Source organism: Nocardia sp. CA-136227, from assembly GCF_050955695.1.
Classification (GTDB): Bacteria; Actinomycetota; Actinomycetes; order Mycobacteriales; family Mycobacteriaceae; genus Nocardia.
The window spans coordinates 73,451-94,378 of sequence record NZ_CP192081.1 but is presented as its reverse complement, the minus strand read 5'-3'; the positions used below and the strand labels follow the sequence as shown (position 1 = coordinate 94,378).

Below are 20,928 nucleotides of genomic sequence, written 5' to 3'. Positions count from 1 at the left end.
TAGGGTTAGCCCGATGGGACGGCAGGAGCCCGGGAGGGGCTCCGCCGTGGTCTTTCCGAGGAGTCACCATGCCCCAATACACCCCGCACACCGCCGATTTCGTCGTAGTCGGTGCCGGATCGGCGGGGGCCGCACTGGCCGCGAAACTGAGTGAGCGACCCGGCGTCAGCGTCGTGGTCCTGGAGGCCGGCGGCGAGGACACCGACAAGTTCGCGCACATTCCCGCCGCGTTCAACCAGCTGTTCCAGGGCGACAACGACTGGAACTACCGGACCGAGACCCAGCCCGAACTCAGCAACCGGCGCGTCTACTGGCCGCGCGGCAAGATGCTCGGCGGATCCTCCTCCATGAACGCCATGATGTGGGTGCGCGGCTTCGCCGCCGACTACGACGAATGGGCCCGCTACGCCGGACCCGAATGGTCCTTCGAGAACGTGCTGCCCTACTTCCAGCGGATCGAATCCGTGGAAGAGGCCAGCGAGGCCGGTGAAGGCCGCAAGGGACCGCTGCACATCTCCCGCCAGCGCAGCCCCCGCGCCCTCACCCACACCTACCTGCAGGCCGCCGCCGAAGCCGGATACCCGGTCGAACGCGCCAACGGCGATCGGCCGCAAGGGTTCTCGCAGACCATGGTGACCCAGAAGCGCGGCGCCCGGTGGAGCACCGCCGACGCCTACCTGCGGCCCGCCCGCCAGCAGGGCCGCAACCTCACCGTCGTCACCGACGCGCACGCCACCCGGGTGCTGTTCGAGGGCACCCGCGCCATCGGCGTGGAATTCCGGATCGGGGGCGAGACCAAGCAGATCAGCGCCAAACGCGAGGTCATCCTGTCCGGCGGCGCGATCAACAGCCCGCAGCTGCTCGAACTGTCCGGCATCGGCGACGGCGACCGGCTGCAGGAACTCGGCATCCCCGTGGTCCGGCACCTGCCCGAGGTCGGGCGCGGCCTGCGCGACCACCTGGCCGCCCCCATCGTCTACCGCACCACCGGCGGCAGCCTCTACGGCGCGGACAAGAACCTGCTCGAACTCGCCAACTACCTGGTGCTGCGGCGCGGGCAGCTCACCTCCAACATCGGTGAGGCGTACGGGTTCACCCGCAGCCGCGAGGACCTCGACCTGCCCGACCTGGAGCTGATCTTCGCGCCCGCCCCCTACATCGCCGAGGGCCTGGGCGAACCCGACGGGCACGCGCTCACCTTCGCCGCAGTGCTGCTCAAGCCGGAATCCATCGGCAGCGTCTCCATCACATCGCCGGATCCGTTCGTCGCGCCCCGCATCAATCCGCGCTACTGCGCCGAACCCGCCGACCGCGCCGCCCTGCTGGCCGGCCTGCGCACCTGCGTCGAGATCGCCAGTCAGCCCTCGCTGAAGGAGCACATCGGCGAGCTCATGCAGCCCGCCGTCCCGTCCGACACCGCGCTGGACGAGGTGCTGCGCCGCTGCCTCGAGGACCACTCGCACACGCTGTACCACCCGGTCGGCACCTGCGCGATGAGCCGCGACGAATCCAGCGTGGTGGACCCGGAGCTGCGGGTGCGCGGCATCGAGGGCCTGCGCGTCGCCGACACCTCGGTGATGCCGATGATCACCCGCGGCCACACCCACGCCCCGGCCGTCATGATCGGCGAGAAGGCCGCGGACTTGATCTTGTCCTGAGACGGCACAGGGAGTGCGAAGCCGGTGGTTCGTGGCAGCGGCAGGGTGGCGCTGCAATGATGGACCGCGATGCCTGAGCAAAAGACGCCTTCGCAGTGGTCCGCGCCGTCCTCGCAGCGCCCCGGGTCGCCGTCCCGTCGCAAGCCGACGGCGACGGATCGACTGCTGACGCCCTTCCGCGCGGTGGAAGCCCAGCTGGACAAGAACGGTCCGCTCTCGGCGTCCACCGTGCGGTGGGGGTTGCTGGCCATGGCGGTCGGCGTCACGCTCGCCGTGCTCATCACCATGTTCGTCTCGCACGGCTTCGACTCCAACCGGGTGAAGGCGCACGCGCCGGGGGCCGCGCAGCCCACCGGCGCGGTCGCGGGCGCGGCCTTCGGCACCGCCAAGGAGGGCGACTGCCTGACCTGGACCAAGTCCAATGCCAGCGACCTGTCCAAGGTGGAGTGCGGCGGCAAGCACCTGTTCGAGGTGACCGCCGACATCGACCTGAGCAGGTACCCGGGCAAGGAGTTCGGGCCCGGCTCCCGCTTCCCGGACTCGCTGCGCTTCTCCGAACTGCGCGACGAGCACTGCGTGTCCGCCGCCCAGGAGTACCTCGGCGGCCGGCTCGACCCGCGCGGCAAATTCGTTGTCGGCCTGATCAATCCGGGTGAGGCGGGCTGGAAGGCGGGCGAGCGGACGCTGCGCTGCGGCCTGCAGGTCTCCGGCAGCCAGGGCCTGGCCACCAAGCCCATCACCGGCAGCGTGCGCGACATCAACCAGTCCAAGGTCTACGACGTGGGCACCTGCATCGGCATCAAGTCGAACCTGCCCACCGACCCGGTCGACTGCACCCAGCCGCACGCCTTCGAGATCGTCTCCACCGTGGACCTGGCCACCCACTTCAACGGCGGCCCGCCGTCGAAGGACGAGCAGGACAAGTACATGGAAGACCAGTGCGCCAAGGACGCCACCGACTACCTCGGCTCGCCCGACGCGCTGCGCAACAAGACCCTCACCCTGTTCTGGGACGCGCTCGACACCCGCAGCTGGGTGGCCGGCAGCCGCAGCCTCAACTGCCTGGTCGGCAAGGGTGCTGATCAGGAGGGCTTCGCGGCCATCACCGGATCGGCCAAGGGCGACATCCAGATCGACGGTCAGGCCCCGGTGCCGCCGCCCAACAACGGCCGCTACACCCCGCCGCCGCTGCCCGGCGCGGTGCCGCCGGTCATCCCCCAGCCCCGCTAGTTCCGGGGGACAACGCAGTCATGTCCGTCTCCATGTCCGACGACCGCTTCGAGGAGCTGGTCGGCGACGCGCTCGACCTGATTCCGCCGGAGCTGGCCCGGGCGATCGACAATGTGGTGGTCCTCATCGAAGCGCGTAGCGACGAGGACCCCCACCTGCTCGGGCTCTACCACGGCATCGCCCTCACCGATCGGGACTTCAGCCACTACGGGGGCGCGCTGCCCGACACCATCACCATCTATCGCGACGCCATCCTCGAGATGTGCGGCAGCGAAGACGAGGTGGTCGAAGAGGTGGCGATCACGGTGATTCACGAGATAGCGCACTATTTCGGGATCGACGACGAACGGCTCCATCAGCTCGGCTGGGGCTGATCCGCGGAAGCCGGGAACCGGTCGGCAGACCTCTGCGTCCAATCTCCATAACCGGAGGAAGAACGTAGAGAGGGAGCCCGATCATGGTTGGCCACGTCCTCGTGCAGCCCGAGGTGATCCTCGCGGCCGCCCTCGAACTCGACCTGCTCGCCGAACGCCTGGCGGCCGCCGCCGGCGCGACCGCACCGGCGACCCACGTGCTCCCCTCCGGCACCGAAGAGGTGTCCTTCCTGGCCGCCGCGCACTTCAACACCGCCGCGCTGACCCACGACCGGTCCGTCGCCCAGGGCATTCTCGAACTGCACCACGCCGCCGCCACCCTGCGCAGCCAGCTGGCCCAGTACCTGGCCTTGGACGCAGAGCGGGCGGCCGGTATCGCGGCGATCCAGGTGTAGAGGGGGAGACACGCATGACCTTGGGGGTCACGGGGGTCTTCTGGCTGCCTCGCATGGCCGAAATCAACTCCATCTCGCTCAATGCCGGGGCGCACGCGATTCCCATCGCGGCCGCGGGCAGCGCCTGGGGTGGGCTCACCGCCGCCTGGATGGACGCCACCGCCACGGTGGCGCGGGTGATGGCCGAGATCGGGATCGGACTCGAGGGCATCAACGGTCTGAACGTGCTGGCCCGGCTCGGCGGGTTCACCGTCTGGGCCGAACAGCAGGCCGTCATGGCGGGCGTGATGTCGGGCAAGGCCAACACCCATGCGACCGCGTACACCGTGGCCTCCATCGCCATGCCGAGCCTGCCGGAGATCGCGCTGGTCGAGACCGCGCGGGTGGCCGCGTACTCGTCCGGCGGGGCGCTCAACGGCAGCGCGGAGGCGGCCGAGGCCGCGAAGCTGGCGCTCGATATCCGGGCCGCGCTGGTGATGGAAACCTATGAGGCGGCAACGAGTTCGATGGTCGCCACGCCGGGACAGTTCCTGATGCCGCCGCCCATCGCGCTGGGCGCGGGCTCGGCGAATGCGGGCGGGGACGCGTTCACCCTCAGTGGTGATCCAGTGCAGGCAGCCCTGGGCGCGGCGGCCGCGCTGGCGCAGAATCCGGCGGTCACGAGCGCGCTGTCCCAGGTCGCCCAAGCGGCCGGGACAGTCGCCACCAGTGGCGTCAGCAGCGTGGGAAACGTTGCGAGCACCGCGATTACGGCCATCGCCAACACGACGACGTCGACTCCAGGATTCGGGACGCCGATTCTGCCCGGCACCGCAGCGGTCGCGACCGCCGGCGGGGCGGCACTCACCACGCAGACCGTGTCCTACTCCGGCAGTGGAGGATCGGTGAATATCGGCAATGGCGCGGGCATGCTGCGACTGCCCGAGGGCTGGAGCGTGGGCCTCGGACGCCCCAGCGGTGCAACGGTTCCCGTCGCACCGGTCGTCGAAACCATGGGCACGCCCGCCACGACTACGGCTGCGACCGCGATGCGGTCGACCGGCACCGGTCCGCTGCTCGGTACACAGGGCAGCGACGAGGAGGAGACGCGCCGCCACGACTACGGCCGATCGGTGGAGGTGTTCGCCGACGGCCGGGTGATCGCGCCCGCGGTCATCGGTGGCGACGTCCTGGCCGACCGGTGAACGTCCTCGGCGAGGGCCGCGGGCCGTCACTGCTCGGCTCGGTCACGTTGTCCCTCGACGAAATGCAGTATCTCCAGGAGATATTGGGGATCGATGAGCTGCCGGTGGTGCTGAATGCCTTGGGGCGCTACGACAATGCCGCTGACCACGCTGCCGCTATGGCCACTGCGGCCGCCACACTGGCCGAACGCGAACTGCTCGACGACGATCCGGCCGCCCCGGGTCACGACCGCGACGGGTCCTCCGGCGCTACCCCGACCAGCCCTTACCCGAGCCAGGTCCATCCGGAGCTTTCCGAACGGCTGCTCGCGCTCTACCGGCCGCACTGGGTGCTGGCGATGCGCTGGTACGTCGAGGATCAGGTCAATCGGCTCTGTATCGCCAAGGGCGATGACATGGATGTGGTCGCGCTGCGCGGCCTCGGGTCCTATGTCATCGACGAGGCGAGCCACGATCTCCCCGGCACCGTGCTGGCCGCGCTCGGCTCGGCCGATCCGCTGGAACTGTCCGGAATGCACGCGCCCACCGAGGATCTGGCGCCGATCTTCGACGACGCGGGCGACTCCGCCACCACGGAGGCCCGCCTGAGCACGGTGTGCGATCCGGCGCGGGACGCGCAGGTCATCGCATCGGCGCTGGTGCAGGTGCATTCGCACGCGGAGATCGTCGGCGTCCGCTACGGCGACGGCGTGCGTGAGGTCGCCGAGAATCACCTCGCCGTGTACAACACCCGCCACGGCCGGTTCGTCGCCATCACCACCACCGCCGAGGACGGGACCAGGTGGACGTCCTTCGCGAGCGGCACCCCCGCCCGGCTGCGCACGGCGTTGCGGGATCTCGTCGAATCCCTGCCGCTGCGTGCCGAATTCGGGTCCTAACCCATCGGGTCGTCGCCGGTGCCGGCGAAGGCGCCGGTGAACGGCGCGGGAAAGCGGCCCCAGCGGGTGCACTCCCAGCGGTCGTCCTCGAACGGCTGCAGCTCGATGGTCTCGGTGTTGTCGAGGTGGTTATTGGCGGCGAAAAGCCGTGGCACCCCGGTGAGTTCACGTGACACCAGGCGCATGGCCGCACCGTGGCTGACCACGATGATATCGCCGGCGCCGGGCTGGGTCAGGTAGTCGTCGCGTAGTCGGCGCAGGGCGGGCAGGTAGCGGGCGAGCACGTCCTCGCCGGATTCGCCGCCCGGGATCCGCACGCTCAGATCACCGAAATGCCAAGCGTGATAGACCTTCTGGAATGCCAGGTGCGCGTCCCGGCTGGTCTGGCCCTCCAGGTCGCCGAGCTGCACTTCCTGCAGGTTGTCGAGCACGTTGAGCGCGACGCCGGTCGCGGACTCGATGTAGCCGCCGGTCTGGCGGGCCCGCAGCGCCTGCGACGAGAACAGCTGTTGCGGCGGCGCGATCAGGTTCGCGCCGAAGTTCTTGGCCTGGGTCACACCGCGTTCGGTGAGCGGCAGGCCGGGCAGCCGGGTGTCGAGGATCTTGCCCACATTGCCTTCGGTCTCGCCGTGGCGGACCAGGATGAGTTTGCCGCTCACAGGTCGGCCACCCCCTTCTTCAGATCGGCCAGCCAGGCCGCGGCGGGCGCGTCCGGTGGTGGCGGGGTGCCGGTGGCCGCGGTGGCGGGCCAGGACCCGAGGAACCGGATCCGGGCGGCGGTGCGGTGCAATGCCTTCAGGGCCTCGGCGACAGCGGTGTCGTCGATGTGTCCGACACAGTCCAGGTAGAAGCGATAGGTCCCCATGCCGGTGCGCGTCGGCCGGGACTCGATGCGGGTGAGATCGATTCCGCGGGTGGCGAACTCGGCGAACGCCCGCATCAGCGAACCCGGTTCGTTGGCCAGCTCCAGCACGATCGAGGTGCGATCCGTACCCGTCCGCGCCGGGGCCGGTTGCGGCGGCGCGACCAATACGAAGCGGGTGACGGCGCGCTCCACGTCGGCGACGCCGTCGGCGAGGGTGGTCAGTCCCAGGCGCTCACCCGCCAGTGTGGTGGAGACCGCGGCCTCGGCGTGCCCGGCCACCACATCCTCGGCGGCGGCGGCATTCGATGCCGAGGTGTACATCTCGGCCAGCGGCATGTTCACGGCCAGCCACATACGCACCTGCGCGGCCGCGACCGGATAGGCGGCGATGCGGCGCACCTGGTCGAGCGCGATGCCGGGGCGGCCCACGATCGTGAACGCCACATCCAGATCGGTCTCCGCGACGATCTGTAATCGCGGGCCGACGGCCAGCGCGTCCAGTGTGGGCGCGATCGAACCCTCCACCGAGCTCTCGATCGGCACCACCGCGCCCGCCGCCTTACCGGCGCGGACCAGTTCGACGGCGGCACCCTGACTCGGGGCGGGGACACGCTCGACCGGTCCATCGAAGGCTCCGGTGGACTCGAGTTTGGCGAGGGCCATCTCGGTGAAGGTTCCCGACGGCCCGAAGTAGGCGATACGCGGCACGGTTACGACAGTACTTGCGTGCGCGCGGTCACCCCCCGCTTTGTCCGACTCCCGGGTAACTTTCGGCGAAATCCACGGTGTCGCCATAAAAACCGCAGGCCCGGACGCCGGGAGGGCGGACCGGAGACCAGCTGCGGGGCGGATTCAGCCGCCCAGAACCGCCAATCCGGTTCGCACGGCAACCTCATCCGAGGTCTCGATGGCGAGCAGGACATCGCGGAAGGCCTCGACCGCGGGCGGCTGCAGACCGGTCAGGAACGCGGTGTCGGGGGTGGTCAGTGCGGTGCGGATGTCCTCGCCGCAGAGGGCGGCCACGGTCGCGGCGACAGCGGCCAGGGCGCGCTCGCCGGAGTCGGTGCGGGCCACGAAACCGGTGTCGCCGTGCACGATTCGCACCAGGAACTCCGAGACCGCCTCGTCGTCGAGGGTGAGGTCCAGGATCTCGAGGGCCGGGTCGGCGGTGATCGGGCGGACCAGGTCCTCGGTGAGCCCGCGGGCCGGGCGCGGCGGGACGGACAGGCTCAGCGCGACCGGTTCGGGCGCGTGCGATGAATCGTGCGGCACGCCCCCACGGTAATGGCCCCGGCAGGCCGCCTGACCTCGACCCCGAGGGTGCGCGCGGGGGCGGCGCGGTCCCGGCGGGCGGGGGAACGTCTTGCGCGAGCGACCTGCGTCACTTAGCTTAGGTTTACCTAATTCACCCCCGGAGGTGTCCATGACGCACGCGGCCCAGGTCGTCGCGCCCACAACCGCCGAACGCGTGCACAGCGCCTGCGCGCACGCCGAACACGCGGTCCTGGCCCTACCCGGCCTCGACCCCGTGCCCACCTCAGTGCACCTGCTGCGGCAGTGCGGCGACATGGTGATGGCGGTGCCGATGAACTCCACCGCCGCCGGACTCGTGCACGGCTGTGGAGTGAACGGCTCCCCCGCGGTGCTCGAACTCACCGACCAGGCGCCACTGGCCCTGCGCGAACGCGTCCGCGCCCTGGTCTGGCTGCGCGGCTGGGCACACGCGGTGCCCGCGCACTCACAGCGCGCCCTCGCCGGGGCGATCGCCACCGACCACCCGCACCCCGACCTGCTCGATATCGGCCACACCGCCACCCTGCTGCGGCTGGTCATCGACTCCGCCGTGGTGGCCGACACCTCCGGGGCCGCCTCGGTCGACCGCGAACAACTCCGCGACGCCCGGCCCGACCCGTTCTGCGCGCTGGAAGCCGGTTGGCTGCAACACCTTCAGGCCGACCACCCCGACGTGGTCGACCGGCTGGCCCGCCGCCTCCCGCACGCCCTGCGCCGCGGCGCGCTCATCCACCCGCTGGCCATCGACCGGTACGGCGTCACCCTGCGCGTCGAGGCCATCGAGGCCGACCACGACGTCCGCATCCCCTTCGAGGCCCCCGCCGACGACATCGAATCGCTCAGCCGCGCGGTACACGCCTTGGCGGGCAACCCCTTCCACGGCGGGATGCACCGGATCTGACGCCGCCGCGCCTAGATTGGCGGCATGGTTTCGGCTGATCCCGCGCCCGTCTGGCCCGCGCCCGAGTCGTCCGAACAGGGGCGCCGGGCGATCACCCTCGAGATCGCGGTGGTGCTGGTCGTCACCTTCGGGCTGAGCGGGGCCAACGCGGCACTGTCACTGCTGGAGAGCGCCCTCTCCCCCGGCGGGGTCGGCGGGCAGACCGTGGCGCTCAATCCCTCGCGCGCCACCCAATCGGCCATCGACCTGCTGTTCCAGCTGTTGAGCGTGGCGCGGCTGCTCGGATGGGCGGCGCTGGGGATATATCTGTTGTGGCGCAGCGGGATCGCGCCGCGGGCCATCGGGCTGGCACGGTCACTGCGATGGCGCGCGGATGTGCTGCCCGGACTGCTGCTCACCGCGGTGATCGGAATTCCCGGACTCGGGTTGTATCTGGCGGCGCACGCCCTCGGCGTGAGTGTGACCATCGTCCCCAGTTCGCTCGAACACTGGTGGCGACTCCCCATGCTGGTGCTGGCCGCCTGGGCCAACTCCGCGGCCGAGGAAGTGCTCGTTGTGGCCTATCTCATCACCCGGCTGCGGGCGCTCGGCTGGACCGAGAACCGGTCCCTGCTCGCGTCGGCGCTACTGCGCGGCAGCTACCACCTGTACCAGGGTCTCGGCGGCGGGCTCGGAAACCTGGTGATGGGGTTGATCTTCGGGCGCTACTGGCAACGCACCAACCGGCTGTGGCCGCTACTGCTCGCACACGCCCTCATCGACACCATCGCCTACCTCGGGTACGCCTTACTGCGCGGACATGTCTCCTGGCTGCCGTGAATCCGCTCGGAAAGCGGCGCGGCGCGGGCGCGGTCGGTACTGTTTCCAGTAATGAACGGCGACGACCCCCAGCACTGTGCACGGATGCGCCGGGAGCCGCCGCCGGGACGCCCGGGTGAGCGCCCGGCCCACCCGCAGCGCCCGATGGCGAATCCCGGGCAACCACAGCGGCCTTCGGCTCCACGGCAGCCCATGCCCGATCGAGCGCGGAACTACGACCCGCCCGTTAACGACGGCGGCCCGCGGGTAGAACCAAACCAGGTGATCCGACGCGATGAATCCGGTCAGGCCCTGGCGTATTCACAGGTGCCACCGCACCGGAACCCCGACCCGCGCCAGCGGCCGCCCGGGAACCGGATGCCGCCGCCGGGCAATCGCGTGCCACCCCCCGGGAATCGGGTTCCGCCCCAGGGTGATCGGATGCCCGCCCGGACCGCCACGCCCATGGGACACGCGCCCACCCAGCAGCCGGTCCCCTTCCACGAGGACCCGCCCCGCACTCCCCCGCCACCGCTGCCCGGCCAACGCCGCGGCGGCGACGGCCGGCCACCGCGCGGCGCCCGGCCGCGCCGCAAACGGCACTGGTTCCGCTGGATCCTGTCGCTGCTGGTGGTGCTGCTCGTGCTGCCCATCGCGGCGGCCATCTATGTCGACACCCATCTGACGCGGATCGACGTGCTCGCGGACTACTCCGGACGGGTCGGCGACACGCCCGGGACGAATTGGCTTCTGGTCGGATCCGACAGCCGCGCGGGGCTCTCGCAGGCGCAGGAAGACGAGTTGTCGACCGGGTCCGATGTGGAGGGCGAACGCACCGACACCGTGATCCTGGTCCACATCCCCAAATCCGGGCGGCCCACGCTGGTCAGCCTCCCGCGCGACTCCTATGTGAACATCCCGGGCGTCGGCAAGGACAAGCTCAACGCTGCATTCTCGGTGGGCGGCGCGAAATTGCTGGCCCGCACCGTGGAAGGCGCGACCGGCGTGCACATCGACCACTACGTGCAGATCGGATTCGGCGGCTTCGCCAATATCGTGGACGCGGTCGGCGGCATCGATATGTGCCTGGACCAGCCGATGAAAGACCCCTTGGCGGGTATCGATCTGCCGGCGGGCTGCCAGACCCTGAGCGGCCCGAACGCACTGGGTTTCGTGCGTTCCCGCGCCACGCCGCGCGCCGATCTGGATCGCATGCTGAATCAGCGCAAATTCCTCAGCGCACTGTTGAAGAAGGCGTCGAGCCCGGGCACGCTGGCCAATCCGTTCCGATCCTGGCCGCTGGTACGGGATCTCACCTCGGCGTTGAAAGTCGATGACGGTGCGCACGTGTGGAATCTGGCGGGCCTGGGCAATGCGCTGAGCAGTGATCCGATCACCACGACGGTGCCGGTCGGCGGCTTCGAGAATGTCTCCGGCAGCGGCAATGTGCTGCTCTGGGACAAGACCAGGGCGAGCGCGTTCTTCGACGCGCTGGCCAAGGATCAACAGATCCCGGCGGACCTGATCACCACGGTCGGAAGTTAGTTCGAATTAGGCAATACTTGCCTCAATAAGGCTGTGCTCAATAAGGCTGCACTTGGATGACACGCGGTTTTACCAGGATTAATGTCTTCCGCATGTCCACCCGAACCCAGACCAAGCGCAGCAAGTTCCAGGCCCTGCTGCAGGATCAGATCCGCAACGAATTCAATGCCGAGCACCAGTACATCGCGGTGGCATTGTGGTTCGACAATGCCGATCTTCCGGTCCTGGCCAAGTATTTCTACAAGCAGGCCGTGGAAGAGCGCAATCACGCGATGATGATCGCGCAGTACCTGATCGACCAGGACATCAGTGTCGAGATGCCCGGGGTCGATTCCGCCACTTCGCATTTCGCGAACGCCAAGGAGCCGATCGCGCTCGCCGTCGCGCAGGAGCAGTCGGTCACCGACCAGATCGTCCAGCTCGCCAAGACCGCCCGCGAAGAGGGCGACTACCAGGGCGAGCAGTTCATGCAGTGGTTCCTCAAGGAACAGGTCGAGGAAGTCGCCACCATGAAGACCCTGCTCACCGTCGCCGAGCGGGCCAGCGCGAATCTGTTCGACCTGGAGAATTTCGTGCAGCGGGAAATGAGCAGCCCGAAGGACGCGTCCGGCGCGCCGCACGCCGCGGGTGGCTCGCTGTAACAGGCGAATCACGGCAATAACCTGTGGGGCCGAAGACGATTCGGCTCCGTCCGGTGGATAGACGACACAGGCCCGGTCCGAAACTTCGGACCGGGCCTGTTGCCGTATCGCGCGGAAATCCGCGGACGGTCAGCGCAAGGTGACCTGACGCGAGCGCAGGCCGTCGCGGGAACGACGCTCGTCGGAGGTCAGCGGGGCGTCCGACTTCAGCGCGGCCGCCAGCTTCTCGCCGAATTCGCGTGCGGGGGCTTCCCATTCGCTGGCGTGGCGCTCGCGGTCCAGGTCGAAGACCGGCACCAGCAGGCCGTGGGTGCGGAACGAGCCCGCGAACCGCGAACCCTCGCCCAGGTGCAGATCTCCGGCGGCGTGCAGGCGGGCCAGGGCCAGCATCAGCTGGTCCTCGTCCTCGGGGCGCACCCAGCGGATGTGCGCCTTCTCGCCGGCGTCGACCCACCAGGCCGCGCCGATCGCGTCCGCGCCCAGCTCCAGGCGGGCCGACGGCATGATGGCCCGGTTGGCCTGCTCGATGGTGGCGGCCACCTGCGGGTCCGGGGTGACGCCCGCGGGCACCCACCAGTTGAAGTCCTGGTGCACCGTGAGGTCCAGGGCCGCACCGGAATCCAGCACCTCGGTCAGCGGGGCGCCGCCGACGCTGGCGGCGGCGAGCGAGTCGCCGGGGGTGGCGGACTGGGTCCACAGGATGGCGGCGGCCAGATCCGCGGCGGGATCGGCCGACTGGAACTGCACCTGCGTGCCAACGAAACCGACCGGCTCGTCACCGGCCCGCACCAGCGCGGCGACCGCACCCGGCAGCACGGTGGCGAGGGTGACCTCACGCTCCGCGCCGACGCTCGGCGCCAGCTTCAAGGTCGCGGTCGCCGACGGCACGAACTCCCGTAGCGCGACCAGATCGCATTCCGCGGCCAAGCCCGCGAAGGGCCGCGTCACGGTCGACGCCGCCGCCTCCTGTTCGGCACGGCGGGCGGCCAGCTTCTGCGCCCGATTGGAGTCCGGCTTGGGACTGTTGCGCTTGCTCTTACCCATGGTTGGCAAACCTACTGTGCCTTTGGCCCTACGCTGCGCTCCGGGCAGGGTTCGCGGCCCCTGGGCCCGATTCTTCCCTCCTACGCTCCTCCGCTTCGCTCCCCCGCTCCAAGGCGGAGGTCTATCAAGCCGCAGTCCAGAATCGGGACGGCCGCGAACCTTGGGTAATGCGCCTTGCAAGGGCGGGGGTTATGCGGTGGTGAGCACGGCCTTGGTGCGGGCGGGGTGGTTGGTGGCCACCCAGTCCACGCCGAGGTCGGCGCAGAGCTGAATGTCCTCGGGGTCGTCGCAGGTCCAGACGTAGGTGGCGCGGCCCGCGGCGGCGGCCTTGTCGACCAGATCCGGGTGCTCGCGCAGGGTGCGGACCGACGGGCCGATGGCGGTCGCGCCGACGGTGTGCGCCGCGCCGCCGGACAGGTACAGCGAGGACTCGCCCAGCAGCACCGTCGGCAACAGCGGGGCCGCGCGGCGGATGCGCCAGACCGCGGTCGCGGCGAACGACATGACCACGGCGCGTGAATGATCCGCGGAGGCGGGTGCGCCGATGCCGTAGTGGTTCAGCTCGTTGAGCAGGGTGGTCTCGACCAGCGCGCCGTACCGGACCGGGTGCTTGGTCTCGATGAACAACTTGGTGGGACGGCTCTTCCAGTCCAGCACCAGCTCGATGAGCTCGCGCAGGGTGAGCACGCCCTCCGGTTCCGCGGCGGTGCCGAAGTTCAGGGCCTTCAGCTCCTCGAGCGTCATCTCGCTGACCGCGCCGGTCCCGTTCGCGGTGCGGTCCACCGTGCGGTCGTGCACGCAGACCAGGTGCCCGTCGCGGGTCAGGCGGATATCGCATTCGACGCCGTCGGCGCCCTCCTGCAGGGCGAGATCGTAGGCGGCGAGGGTGTGTTCGGGTCGCGCCACGGACGCCCCCCGGTGCGCCACCACGAACGGCGCGCGACTGGCCCGGCTCACTTCGCCACTACCTCCTGTTGCTCCGCGTCCGGAGCTGCCTGTACAGCGTTCCCGGCGGCGGCCTCATCCCCGACCACAGCATCATCCCCGACCGGAGCCGCGGGCGCGCGCCGCACGGGCTCGATCAGCGGGCGCGCCGGGCCGGTCGCGATCAGCCAGCGGCGCGGCACCTTCGGACGACCCTGCAGATCCAGGCCCGCGAACGCGCGCACCAAGCCCAGCGAGGCCACCGCGACACCGGCCGCGACCAGATCCGTCCACATCGCCACCAGCACGCCGTCGGCCTGCACCTGCAGCGAATCCGTCAATCGGTAGCCCAGCGCCACCAGCACCAGCACCGCGTTCGACAGCCAAGCGGCCCACCAGATCCGGACCGCGCGCAGCAGCCGCGGATCACCGTCGCCGGTGCGCTGCGCCGCCTCGGTCAGGAAGATGCCCGGCCAGATCAGGTTCGCGACCGGCACTACACAGCCGAGCACCAGCGACAGCAGCGACCGCGAATCCGACTCGCCCACATTCGCGTACGCGGCGCGGCGGGTCTCGGCGAGCCAGCCGACCAGCGCCACCGCCGACAGCAGGGCCAGCGCCAGCGCCAGGGTCGCCGAGACGGTCACGGCGGCATCGGAGATCCACAGCAGCCAGGGCTGGATGAGCCGGGTGCGATTGCGCAGCAGGATCCCGTAGCGGCCCAGTTCGGCCAGCGCCGCCACCACGAAGACGGCCGCGGTCGCGATGAGCAACCGGTCCAACCGGTCGGTCCAGGCGGCCAGCGGGCGGTACGGCTCGGGAGCTTCGGCCGGGGGCCGGTCGTGCAGTCCCCAGCGCGGAATCTGCTGATAGCGCGGCGTCTCCGTGGAACCCGGGCGCCGGACGGGCTGGGCAGCAGGGGATTTGCGCCCCGGCGGGCGGGCCACCCAGCGGTAGTTGCGGCGGTCGGCGGGCGCGTCCACCGGGGCCGGTGACAGCAGCACGCCGTGACAGCGCGGGCACCAGTGCAGCGGTTTGCCCTGAACCGCCCAGCGAGCACCGCAGCGGGCGCACGGCTGTACGACGGCGGATCGCGATCGGCCCACCTGTCCCCCGTTCATCGCTCCACCTCTCCGCGCCTAGTAGATCTTCGCCTCGGGACCGTCCCCGGCGAGCGGACGGCCGGTCTGCTGCCAGGCCACCATGCCACCGGAGACATTGATCGCCTCGTAACCGATCTGGTTCAGGAACTCCACCACCGCGATGGACCGGCCGCCCTGCCGGCAGATCACGTAGATCTCGGCGTCGATGTCCAGGTCGTCGAGCCGGGCGGGGACGTCGGTCATGGGGATGTGGATGGCGCCGGGCGCGCGGCCGAGCTGCCACTCGTCGTCCTCGCGGACGTCGAGGAGCTGGGCCGGTACGGGCGCGGCGGAGCCCCAGCCGTCCGCGGCGTCGAATTCCGCGGGCACCTCATCGATGGGCACCGAGGGCACGTGGGGGTTCGTCACGGTTTCGATCCTGCCACGCGCGCGCGAGGGCTGTGGAGTTCCGTACCTGCACAGGGTTGGTTTCGGGAGTTATCCACATAATCCACAACCTGATCCACAGGTTGATAGACGACTGATTCGTCCGGGTCGGCCGATCCGGAAGTCCCCTCCCCGTTCCGGAGCGGCCGACCCGAAGGCCTGTCTCAGAAGGCCTCATCCAGTCTGACGCCGCAGGTCGGCCCGCGGTTCCATTCGCACCGGAAAAACACGACATAACTAGAGAAAACCGGAAATCCACGGTCCAGCCAGGCAAGATCGGTAGCCTGGCGCTATGACTGTGAGCAGGGGGCTACTCGACGGCCTGGATATCAAGGGACTGAACCTCGCGCTGTCGGAGGCGACCTGCCTCGGCATCGACGTCGATCCGGCGGCGGCCACGCTGAGGCTGGAATTGGACGTCTTGACTCTCCCCGCGGACGGCCCGCCACCGGCCGACTGCGACATCTACCTCAACCTCCTCGGCGTCAGCCGGATCGCCGCCTCCCTGCGCCGCCAGCGCTGGGACGACCTCGAGCCGATTGTGCTTCCGCTCACCGTCGACGGCCTGCACGACGCCGTCAACAGCTTCGGCGGCGGCGCGCTGCACGGGTGGGACTTCCTCGACCTCAGCGACAGCTCCTGGAGCCAGTGGCGCAAGCTGCTCAGCTTCGACACGGTGCTGCGCGACGAACCCGGCGCCCACCTGATGGAGTTCTCCCAGGAGGAGGGCATCGACCCGCGCGAACTCGACATCCGCGTCTGGTTCGACGCCGCCGAGGTCACCGACAAGCAGGGCAATCCGATCCCGTTGCCGGAGTTCATCGCCGGCGGCGTGCGCTGGTGGCAGGCCCACGACGCGGGCGACCCGCGCACCCAGCGACCGGACGTGGTCCCGCCGCTCTAGGCGGCGGTCACCCCGGTCGCATGATCGGGGCAGTAACCGCCGGGGTTCTTCGCCAGGTACTGCTGGTGATAGCCCTCGGCGTAGAAGAACGCGGAAAGGTCCGGGAGCGGGGCGATCTCGGTGGTGATCTCCCCGAACCCGGCCGCCGACAAGCGTTCCTGATAGTCGGCCCGCGACGCCGCGGCCGTCCGCGCCTGCTCGTCGTCGAGGGTGAAGACGGCCGAACGGTATTGGGTGCCGCGATCATTGCCCTGCCGCATGGTCTGGGTCGGATCGTGGTGCTCCCAGAACCGCCGCAGGATCGCGGCGTAGTCGATCACCCGCGGATCGAAGACCACCAGCACGGATTCGGTGTGACCGGTACGGCCCGAACAGGTTTCCTCATAGGTCGGGTTCGGGGTGTAGCCGCCCGCGTAGCCCACGGCCGTGCAGTACACGCCCTCCAATTCCCAGAACCCCTGCTCGGCGCCCCAGAAACAACCCATGGCCAGCACCGCGAGTTGCGTGCCCGCCGGAAACGGGGGTTTGAAGGAATGACCGCTGACGTAGTGCTTGCCGGGCACGACCAGCGGTTCGGAACGCCCGGGCAGAGCTTGCCCGGGAGTCACCATGGTCGGCTCCGGCAGTCGCAAGCGACCGACGAACTCGTCGTACCACGACATGACTCCAGGCTACGGGACGTGTAGGAGATATATCTGGGCCGGAATGCGGGGGCACGCAGCCCGGTTGCGAACGAGCGGGTGTACGAATGATGGTTGGGTGCGCCTCGGATCATGCCGAGGGCACGCGGCCCCCCGACACGGAAAGGGACATCGTGGCTGTTTACACGTTGCCAGAACTCGATTACGACTACAGCGCCCTGGAGCCCTTCATCTCCGGGCAGATCAACGAGATCCACCACACCAAGCACCACGCCGCCTACGTCGCGGGCGTCAACGCTGCCCTCGAGAAGCTGGAAGAGGCGCGGGCCAAGGACGACCACGCCGCCATCTTCCTCAACGAGAAGAACCTCGCGTTCCACCTCGGTGGCCACGTGAACCACTCCATCTGGTGGAAGAGCCTGTCCAAGGACGGCGGCGACAAGCCGGTCGGCGACCTGGCCTCGGCCATCGACGAGGAGTTCGGCTCCTTCGACAAGTTCGTCGCGCAGTTCTCCGCCGCGGCCAACGGCCTGCAGGGCTCCGGCTGGGCCTGGCTGGGCTACGACACCCTGGGCAACAAGCTGCTCACCTTCCAGCTCACCGACCAGCAGGGCAACGTGCCGCTCGGCATCATCCCGCTGCTCGGCCTGGACATGTGGGAGCACGCCTTCTACCTGCAGTACAAGAACGTCAAGGCCGACTACGTGAAGGCGTTCTGGAACGTCGTCAACTGGGCGGAGATCCAGGACCGCTACTCCAAGGCGGTTTCGCAGGGCAAGGGCCTGATCTTCGGCTGACGCCCCCTCATGCTTGCGGAGGCCCGCGAACCGGTCGGTTCGCGGGCCTTTCGGCATTTCAGGGGGCCGGGTGCTAGCACTCTTTGGTACTTGTGTGCCAGTTAGCTTCGGGTACAACCTGGTGTTCCCACTGGCAACACCGGGCACAGCCGCCCCCTGGGAAGTTCGGGAGGCACATCATGAGTGGTCAGATCGGCGTCATGCCCTTCCAGGCCCATGGTTCGCTGCAAGGATTCGTGATCTCCGGACGCTGGCCCGACTCCACCAAGGAATGGGCGCAACTGCTGGTACTGGCCGTGCGAGTGGCCGGATTGCCGGGCCTGCTGCCCACGTCGACGGTGTTCGGAGCACGGGAAGAGCTGCCCGACGACCCCGATCCGGCCATGGTGGGGCTGGTGATCGCGGAAGGGCCCGTACTCGGGGACGAAGCGTTGCAGCCCGGCAGATTTGCCGGACATGTGCCACCGGCCTTGATCATGTTGCATCCGCCGCGCGAAACGCGACCCTCGCTGCCCGAGTGCTCGGGCGCGGCCTCGGGCTGCCTGCTGCTGCCAGGCCTGCCACATCTGGGGCTGGAACACCGCGCGGCCTGGGTGGAGACCGATTCCGACGGTGCGGTGACCTCGATGGTTTCGCGAGTCGGGGTGGATCCGATCAGTGATCCCGACACCGCGGTTCTGGCTATGCTGCTGGCCGCGTAAGGGAACCCGAAACCTTCCGGCAGCATCGCCAAACTTATTGCGCCCATTGCGATTTGGACGACAGCGGTTTGCATGCGCCCGGTTTGCCGGAGTAAAGTTGCCCCCGAGCGAAGGGGAGTAGCCCCCAATCACGTCGTCGACATACTGATCCCCCGGGATCCGGCACGTGAACCGGAGTCTTCCGGTGGGCGAGACCTTCGGCCGACAAGAACCAAACCGATTTACCGGTGCGGTGTCGGCTGAAGCGCCCCCGCGTTCAGCCGACAGGCCGGAGACCTGGGAGCTGACTTCATGATCGCCACGATATTGCTGAGTTTCGGCGTGCTGTTCCTCGCCGAACTGGGCGACAAATCTCAGCTCATGGCACTGACCTTCGCGCTGCGCTACCACTGGTGGACCGTGCTGTCCGGCATCACCGTCGCCAGCGTGCTGGTGAACCTGATCGCGGTCGGCGTCGGCCACTTCCTCGGCGCGGCCCTGCCGACCGGTGTCATCTCGCTGTTCGCCGCCGCCACCCTGATCGGCGTCGGCCTCTGGACCCTGCGCGAGACCCTCTCGAACTCCTCGGACGCCGATGACGAGGTCGCGCCGCAGGTCAGGTCCCGGTCCGCGTTCCTGGTCGTGCTGTCGGCCTTCCTGCTCGCCGAGCTCGGCGACCGCACCATGTTCGCCACCATGGCACTGGCCACCAACAACAACTGGGTCGCGGTGTGGATCGGTTCGGTCGCGGGCATGGTGGCCGCGGGCGCGCTGGCCATCGTGATCGGCGTGACCGTCGGCAAGCACATCCCGGAGCGGATCATCGCGGTCTGCTCGGGCCTGCTGTTCCTGTACTTCGGTGCGCTCACCCTGCTCGAGGCCTTCGCGCACGGGCTGGGCACCCCGCTGGCCGCGCTGCTGTCGCTGGCGCTGCCCGCCCTCGCCGGCGGCGTGCTGCTGGTGCTGCGCCGGCGCGCCGGGACCCCGGCCGGTTCAGTCGCCGAGCACGTTGTCGCCGAACAGGTCCCCGCTGCGCCGCACGAGGTCCAGTAGCGGCGCGCGCAATTCGCGCAATCCCTCCGGGTCGCCGACCGCGATGCGCGCGGTGACCATCGAGCTCAGCGCGGCGACCAGGGTCTGACAGGCGAAACGCTGCGACTCGGTCTCGGCGCCCAGCACGTCGGCGACCATGGCCACGAAGGTTTCCTGCAGGTGGGTGCGTCGCGCGATGGCGTCCGGGCCCGCGGCGTACACCTCGACGAGAAACACCCGGGCGTAAGCCGGTTGGGCGGCCAGCGCCTCCAGATACGCGCCGAGCAGCCGTTCCATCCGTTCGGTGCGGGTCTCCCCGTCGAACTCGGCGCCGGTGGCCGCCAGGATGCCGGTCAGCATGAGTTCCGTGGCCCGCTCGTAGGCGGCCTCGAAACAGTCCTCCTTGGAACGGAATTGCTCGTAGAAGGTTTCACGGGAAACCCCCGCGCGCTTGATGACCGCGGCCACCGGCGTTCCGACATAACCGTTCTCGGCCATCGCCTCGGCCATGGCGGCCAGGATGCGGTCGCGCTGGGCGGCCACCACGTGCTCCCGGGGCAGGCCGTGCCGGCCTCGGGGTAGTTGGCGGGTTGCCGATTCGGTCATACGCGGGACTCCAGGTGGCCTCGGTCGTTCAGGCGAGCTTTCTCATTCTGCGGGGCCGGGCCGGTTGCTCGGTGGTGAACCCCGTTGGTTCCGTATCGGCGATGGCCAGTCCACTCGCTACACCCCGGCGCAGCGAGAAGTCGATCAGGTGCTGGGTGAGCGGGCGGCACCACAGCGCCATGCTCACCCAATACGGCGAGACGATGTGGCGGGAACGGCGGGCCAGCGCCCGCTCACAGGCGTCGATGGCCGGGCCCAGCGGGGCGACGCCGGAGACGGTGGACCGGCCCAGAATGCTGCGGGCGGCCTCGGTGCCGAAGCCGCGGCTGGTCATCTCGGTGTCGAGTTCGGCGAAATAGGCCATGCCCACTTTGGCCCCGGTGTGCCGCAATTCGATGCGCAGAGTGTCGCCGAGCGCCTCGACCGCGGCCTTCGAGGCGCTGTACGCCCCGGCCAGGGGCAGATGGATGGCGGCGGCCAGCGAGGAGACGATCAGGATGTAGCCGCCCGGGTGCGCGATGTGCGGTCCGGCGGCGCGCATCGTGTAGTAGACGCCCAGCACATTGACGGCGAGGGTCTCCTCGAGCACGGTCGGGTCGCCGCCGAGCAGGGACAGCTGCCGGGCGATGCCCGCGTTGCAGACCACCGCGTCCAGGCCGCCCAGTTCCGCGGTCAGCGAGTTCACCACCCGTTCCACCTGGGCCGGGTCACCGATATCGCAGTACCGCCAGGGCGCGTCGCCGCATTCGCTCGCGACCTGGGCCAGCAGCGTCTCCTCGATGCCGAGCAGCGCGACGTGCGCCCCGTGCGCGTGCAGCTGACGGGCGAGCGCGGCCCCGATGCCGCGGGCCGCGCCCGTGATCAGGATGCGTTTGCCGGCCACGCGCGGGATCCGGCGGCGGAAACCACGGCGATGACCGACCGTGCTGGCGTTCATGAGCTGAAAATACCACTTCGACGAACACCCGTGTTCGCAAATCTCGAGAGCCTGTTGTGTAGGCCCGCACAC

The 20,928-nt window shown here is 69.4% G+C and carries 24 protein-coding genes; 14 read left to right on the top strand and 10 right to left on the bottom strand.

Annotation, left to right across the window (positions count from 1 at the left end; all coding sequences use genetic code 11):
• Positions 1–68 precede the first annotated feature (68 nt).
• The 6 genes from ACQP06_RS00445 to ACQP06_RS00420 all read left to right on the top strand — a co-directional run bounded on the left by ACQP06_RS00445 (position 69) and on the right by ACQP06_RS00420 (position 5,719).
• Positions 69–1,658 (top strand): GMC family oxidoreductase, encoded by a 1,590-nt coding sequence (locus ACQP06_RS00445; protein ID WP_433669642.1) that lies wholly within the window; start codon positions 69–71, stop codon positions 1,656–1,658.
• Positions 1,659–1,727: 69 nt separating this feature from the next.
• Entirely contained in the window at positions 1,728–2,888 is a 1,161-nt protein-coding gene (locus ACQP06_RS00440) for a septum formation family protein (protein ID WP_433669640.1), read from the top strand.
• Positions 2,889–2,908: 20 nt separating this feature from the next.
• Positions 2,909–3,262 carry a metallopeptidase family protein gene (locus ACQP06_RS00435; protein WP_433669638.1) on the top strand — a complete coding sequence of 118 codons (354 nt, stop codon included), beginning with the start codon at positions 2,909–2,911 and terminating at the stop codon, positions 3,260–3,262.
• 83 nt (positions 3,263–3,345) lie between these two features.
• Positions 3,346–3,657: a PE domain-containing protein gene (locus tag ACQP06_RS00430; RefSeq protein WP_433669637.1), complete on the top strand. Its 312-nt coding sequence runs from the start codon at positions 3,346–3,348 to the stop codon at positions 3,655–3,657.
• Between the two features lie 14 nt (positions 3,658–3,671).
• A complete protein-coding gene (locus tag ACQP06_RS00425) occupies positions 3,672–4,841 on the top strand; it encodes a PPE domain-containing protein (RefSeq protein ID WP_433669635.1) in 1,170 nt (389 codons plus the stop codon).
• Complete coding sequence (locus ACQP06_RS00420; RefSeq protein WP_433669634.1) at positions 4,838–5,719, top strand: ESX secretion-associated protein EspG; 882 nt, start codon at positions 4,838–4,840, stop codon at positions 5,717–5,719. The genes ACQP06_RS00425 and ACQP06_RS00420 overlap by 4 nt, the downstream gene beginning before the upstream one ends.
• On the opposite strand, the gene ACQP06_RS00415 is transcribed toward ACQP06_RS00420, so the two are convergent.
• The 3 genes from ACQP06_RS00415 to ACQP06_RS00405 all read right to left on the bottom strand — a co-directional run bounded on the left by ACQP06_RS00415 (position 5,716) and on the right by ACQP06_RS00405 (position 7,856).
• Positions 5,716–6,378 carry a histidine phosphatase family protein gene (locus ACQP06_RS00415; RefSeq protein WP_433669632.1) on the bottom strand — a complete coding sequence of 221 codons (663 nt, stop codon included), beginning with the start codon at positions 6,376–6,378 and terminating at the stop codon, positions 5,716–5,718. The two genes, ACQP06_RS00420 and ACQP06_RS00415, sit on opposite strands and share 4 nt — an antisense overlap.
• A complete protein-coding gene (pheA, locus tag ACQP06_RS00410) occupies positions 6,375–7,292 on the bottom strand; it encodes a prephenate dehydratase (RefSeq protein ID WP_433669630.1) in 918 nt (305 codons plus the stop codon). The genes ACQP06_RS00415 and pheA overlap by 4 nt, the downstream gene beginning before the upstream one ends.
• Before the next feature lie 144 nt (positions 7,293–7,436).
• The gene (locus ACQP06_RS00405) at positions 7,437–7,856 is read right to left on the bottom strand and encodes a hypothetical protein (protein WP_433669629.1); all 420 of its coding nucleotides are present in this window, start codon (positions 7,854–7,856) and stop codon (positions 7,437–7,439) included.
• Positions 7,857–8,007: 151 nt separating this feature from the next.
• On the opposite strand from ACQP06_RS00405, the gene ACQP06_RS00400 reads away from it, so the two are divergent.
• The 4 genes from ACQP06_RS00400 to ACQP06_RS00385 all read left to right on the top strand — a co-directional run bounded on the left by ACQP06_RS00400 (position 8,008) and on the right by ACQP06_RS00385 (position 11,762).
• On the top strand, positions 8,008–8,778 hold the full coding sequence (locus ACQP06_RS00400; protein WP_379103123.1) for a DUF2470 domain-containing protein: 771 nt from the start codon (positions 8,008–8,010) through the stop codon (positions 8,776–8,778).
• Between the two features lie 24 nt (positions 8,779–8,802).
• Complete coding sequence (locus ACQP06_RS00395) at positions 8,803–9,597, top strand: CPBP family intramembrane glutamic endopeptidase (protein ID WP_433669627.1); 795 nt, start codon at positions 8,803–8,805, stop codon at positions 9,595–9,597.
• Positions 9,598–9,648: 51 nt separating this feature from the next.
• Entirely contained in the window at positions 9,649–11,121 is a 1,473-nt protein-coding gene (locus ACQP06_RS00390) for an LCP family protein (RefSeq protein ID WP_433669625.1), read from the top strand.
• 92 nt (positions 11,122–11,213) lie between these two features.
• Positions 11,214–11,762 (top strand): ferritin, encoded by a 549-nt coding sequence (locus ACQP06_RS00385; RefSeq protein WP_357088354.1) that lies wholly within the window; start codon positions 11,214–11,216, stop codon positions 11,760–11,762.
• 129 nt (positions 11,763–11,891) lie between these two features.
• Here ACQP06_RS00385 and ACQP06_RS00380 read toward each other — a convergent pair whose 3' ends face one another.
• The 4 genes from ACQP06_RS00380 to ACQP06_RS00365 all read right to left on the bottom strand — a co-directional run bounded on the left by ACQP06_RS00380 (position 11,892) and on the right by ACQP06_RS00365 (position 15,241).
• Positions 11,892–12,806 carry a DUF5926 family protein gene (locus ACQP06_RS00380; RefSeq protein WP_433669623.1) on the bottom strand — a complete coding sequence of 305 codons (915 nt, stop codon included), beginning with the start codon at positions 12,804–12,806 and terminating at the stop codon, positions 11,892–11,894.
• A 189-nt stretch (positions 12,807–12,995) separates the two neighbouring features.
• On the bottom strand, positions 12,996–13,763 hold the full coding sequence (locus ACQP06_RS00375) for a glycerophosphodiester phosphodiesterase (RefSeq protein ID WP_433669622.1): 768 nt from the start codon (positions 13,761–13,763) through the stop codon (positions 12,996–12,998).
• On the bottom strand, positions 13,760–14,851 hold the full coding sequence (locus ACQP06_RS00370) for a DUF4328 domain-containing protein (protein ID WP_433669620.1): 1,092 nt from the start codon (positions 14,849–14,851) through the stop codon (positions 13,760–13,762). The genes ACQP06_RS00375 and ACQP06_RS00370 overlap by 4 nt, the downstream gene beginning before the upstream one ends.
• An 18-nt stretch (positions 14,852–14,869) precedes the next feature.
• Entirely contained in the window at positions 14,870–15,241 is a 372-nt protein-coding gene (locus tag ACQP06_RS00365) for a rhodanese-like domain-containing protein (RefSeq protein WP_433669619.1), read from the bottom strand.
• Between the two features lie 310 nt (positions 15,242–15,551).
• Here ACQP06_RS00365 and ACQP06_RS00360 point away from each other — a divergent pair, with 310 nt between their 5' ends.
• Entirely contained in the window at positions 15,552–16,163 is a 612-nt protein-coding gene (locus ACQP06_RS00360) for a hypothetical protein (protein ID WP_433669617.1), read from the top strand.
• On the opposite strand, the gene msrA is transcribed toward ACQP06_RS00360, so the two are convergent.
• Positions 16,160–16,825, bottom strand: coding sequence for a peptide-methionine (S)-S-oxide reductase MsrA (gene msrA, locus ACQP06_RS00355; RefSeq protein ID WP_433669615.1), 666 nt, complete (start codon positions 16,823–16,825; stop codon positions 16,160–16,162). The two genes, ACQP06_RS00360 and msrA, sit on opposite strands and share 4 nt — an antisense overlap.
• A 152-nt stretch (positions 16,826–16,977) precedes the next feature.
• On the opposite strand from msrA, the gene ACQP06_RS00350 reads away from it, so the two are divergent.
• The 3 genes from ACQP06_RS00350 (at position 16,978) to ACQP06_RS00340 (ending at position 19,334) form a co-directional block, all read left to right on the top strand.
• Positions 16,978–17,601, top strand: coding sequence for a superoxide dismutase (locus ACQP06_RS00350; RefSeq protein ID WP_357088365.1), 624 nt, complete (start codon positions 16,978–16,980; stop codon positions 17,599–17,601).
• 179 nt (positions 17,602–17,780) lie between these two features.
• Positions 17,781–18,302 (top strand): peptidase, encoded by a 522-nt coding sequence (locus ACQP06_RS00345; RefSeq protein WP_357088368.1) that lies wholly within the window; start codon positions 17,781–17,783, stop codon positions 18,300–18,302.
• A gap of 291 nt (positions 18,303–18,593) precedes the next feature.
• On the top strand, positions 18,594–19,334 hold the full coding sequence (locus tag ACQP06_RS00340) for a TMEM165/GDT1 family protein (protein ID WP_433669613.1): 741 nt from the start codon (positions 18,594–18,596) through the stop codon (positions 19,332–19,334).
• On the opposite strand, the gene ACQP06_RS00335 is transcribed toward ACQP06_RS00340, so the two are convergent.
• Together ACQP06_RS00335 and ACQP06_RS00330 are read right to left on the bottom strand one after the other, a co-directional pair.
• The gene (locus ACQP06_RS00335) at positions 19,275–19,919 is read right to left on the bottom strand and encodes a TetR/AcrR family transcriptional regulator (protein WP_433669611.1); all 645 of its coding nucleotides are present in this window, start codon (positions 19,917–19,919) and stop codon (positions 19,275–19,277) included. The two genes, ACQP06_RS00340 and ACQP06_RS00335, sit on opposite strands and share 60 nt — an antisense overlap.
• A 28-nt stretch (positions 19,920–19,947) precedes the next feature.
• On the bottom strand, positions 19,948–20,856 hold the full coding sequence (locus ACQP06_RS00330) for an SDR family NAD(P)-dependent oxidoreductase (RefSeq protein ID WP_433669610.1): 909 nt from the start codon (positions 20,854–20,856) through the stop codon (positions 19,948–19,950).
• Positions 20,857–20,928 lie beyond the last annotated feature (72 nt).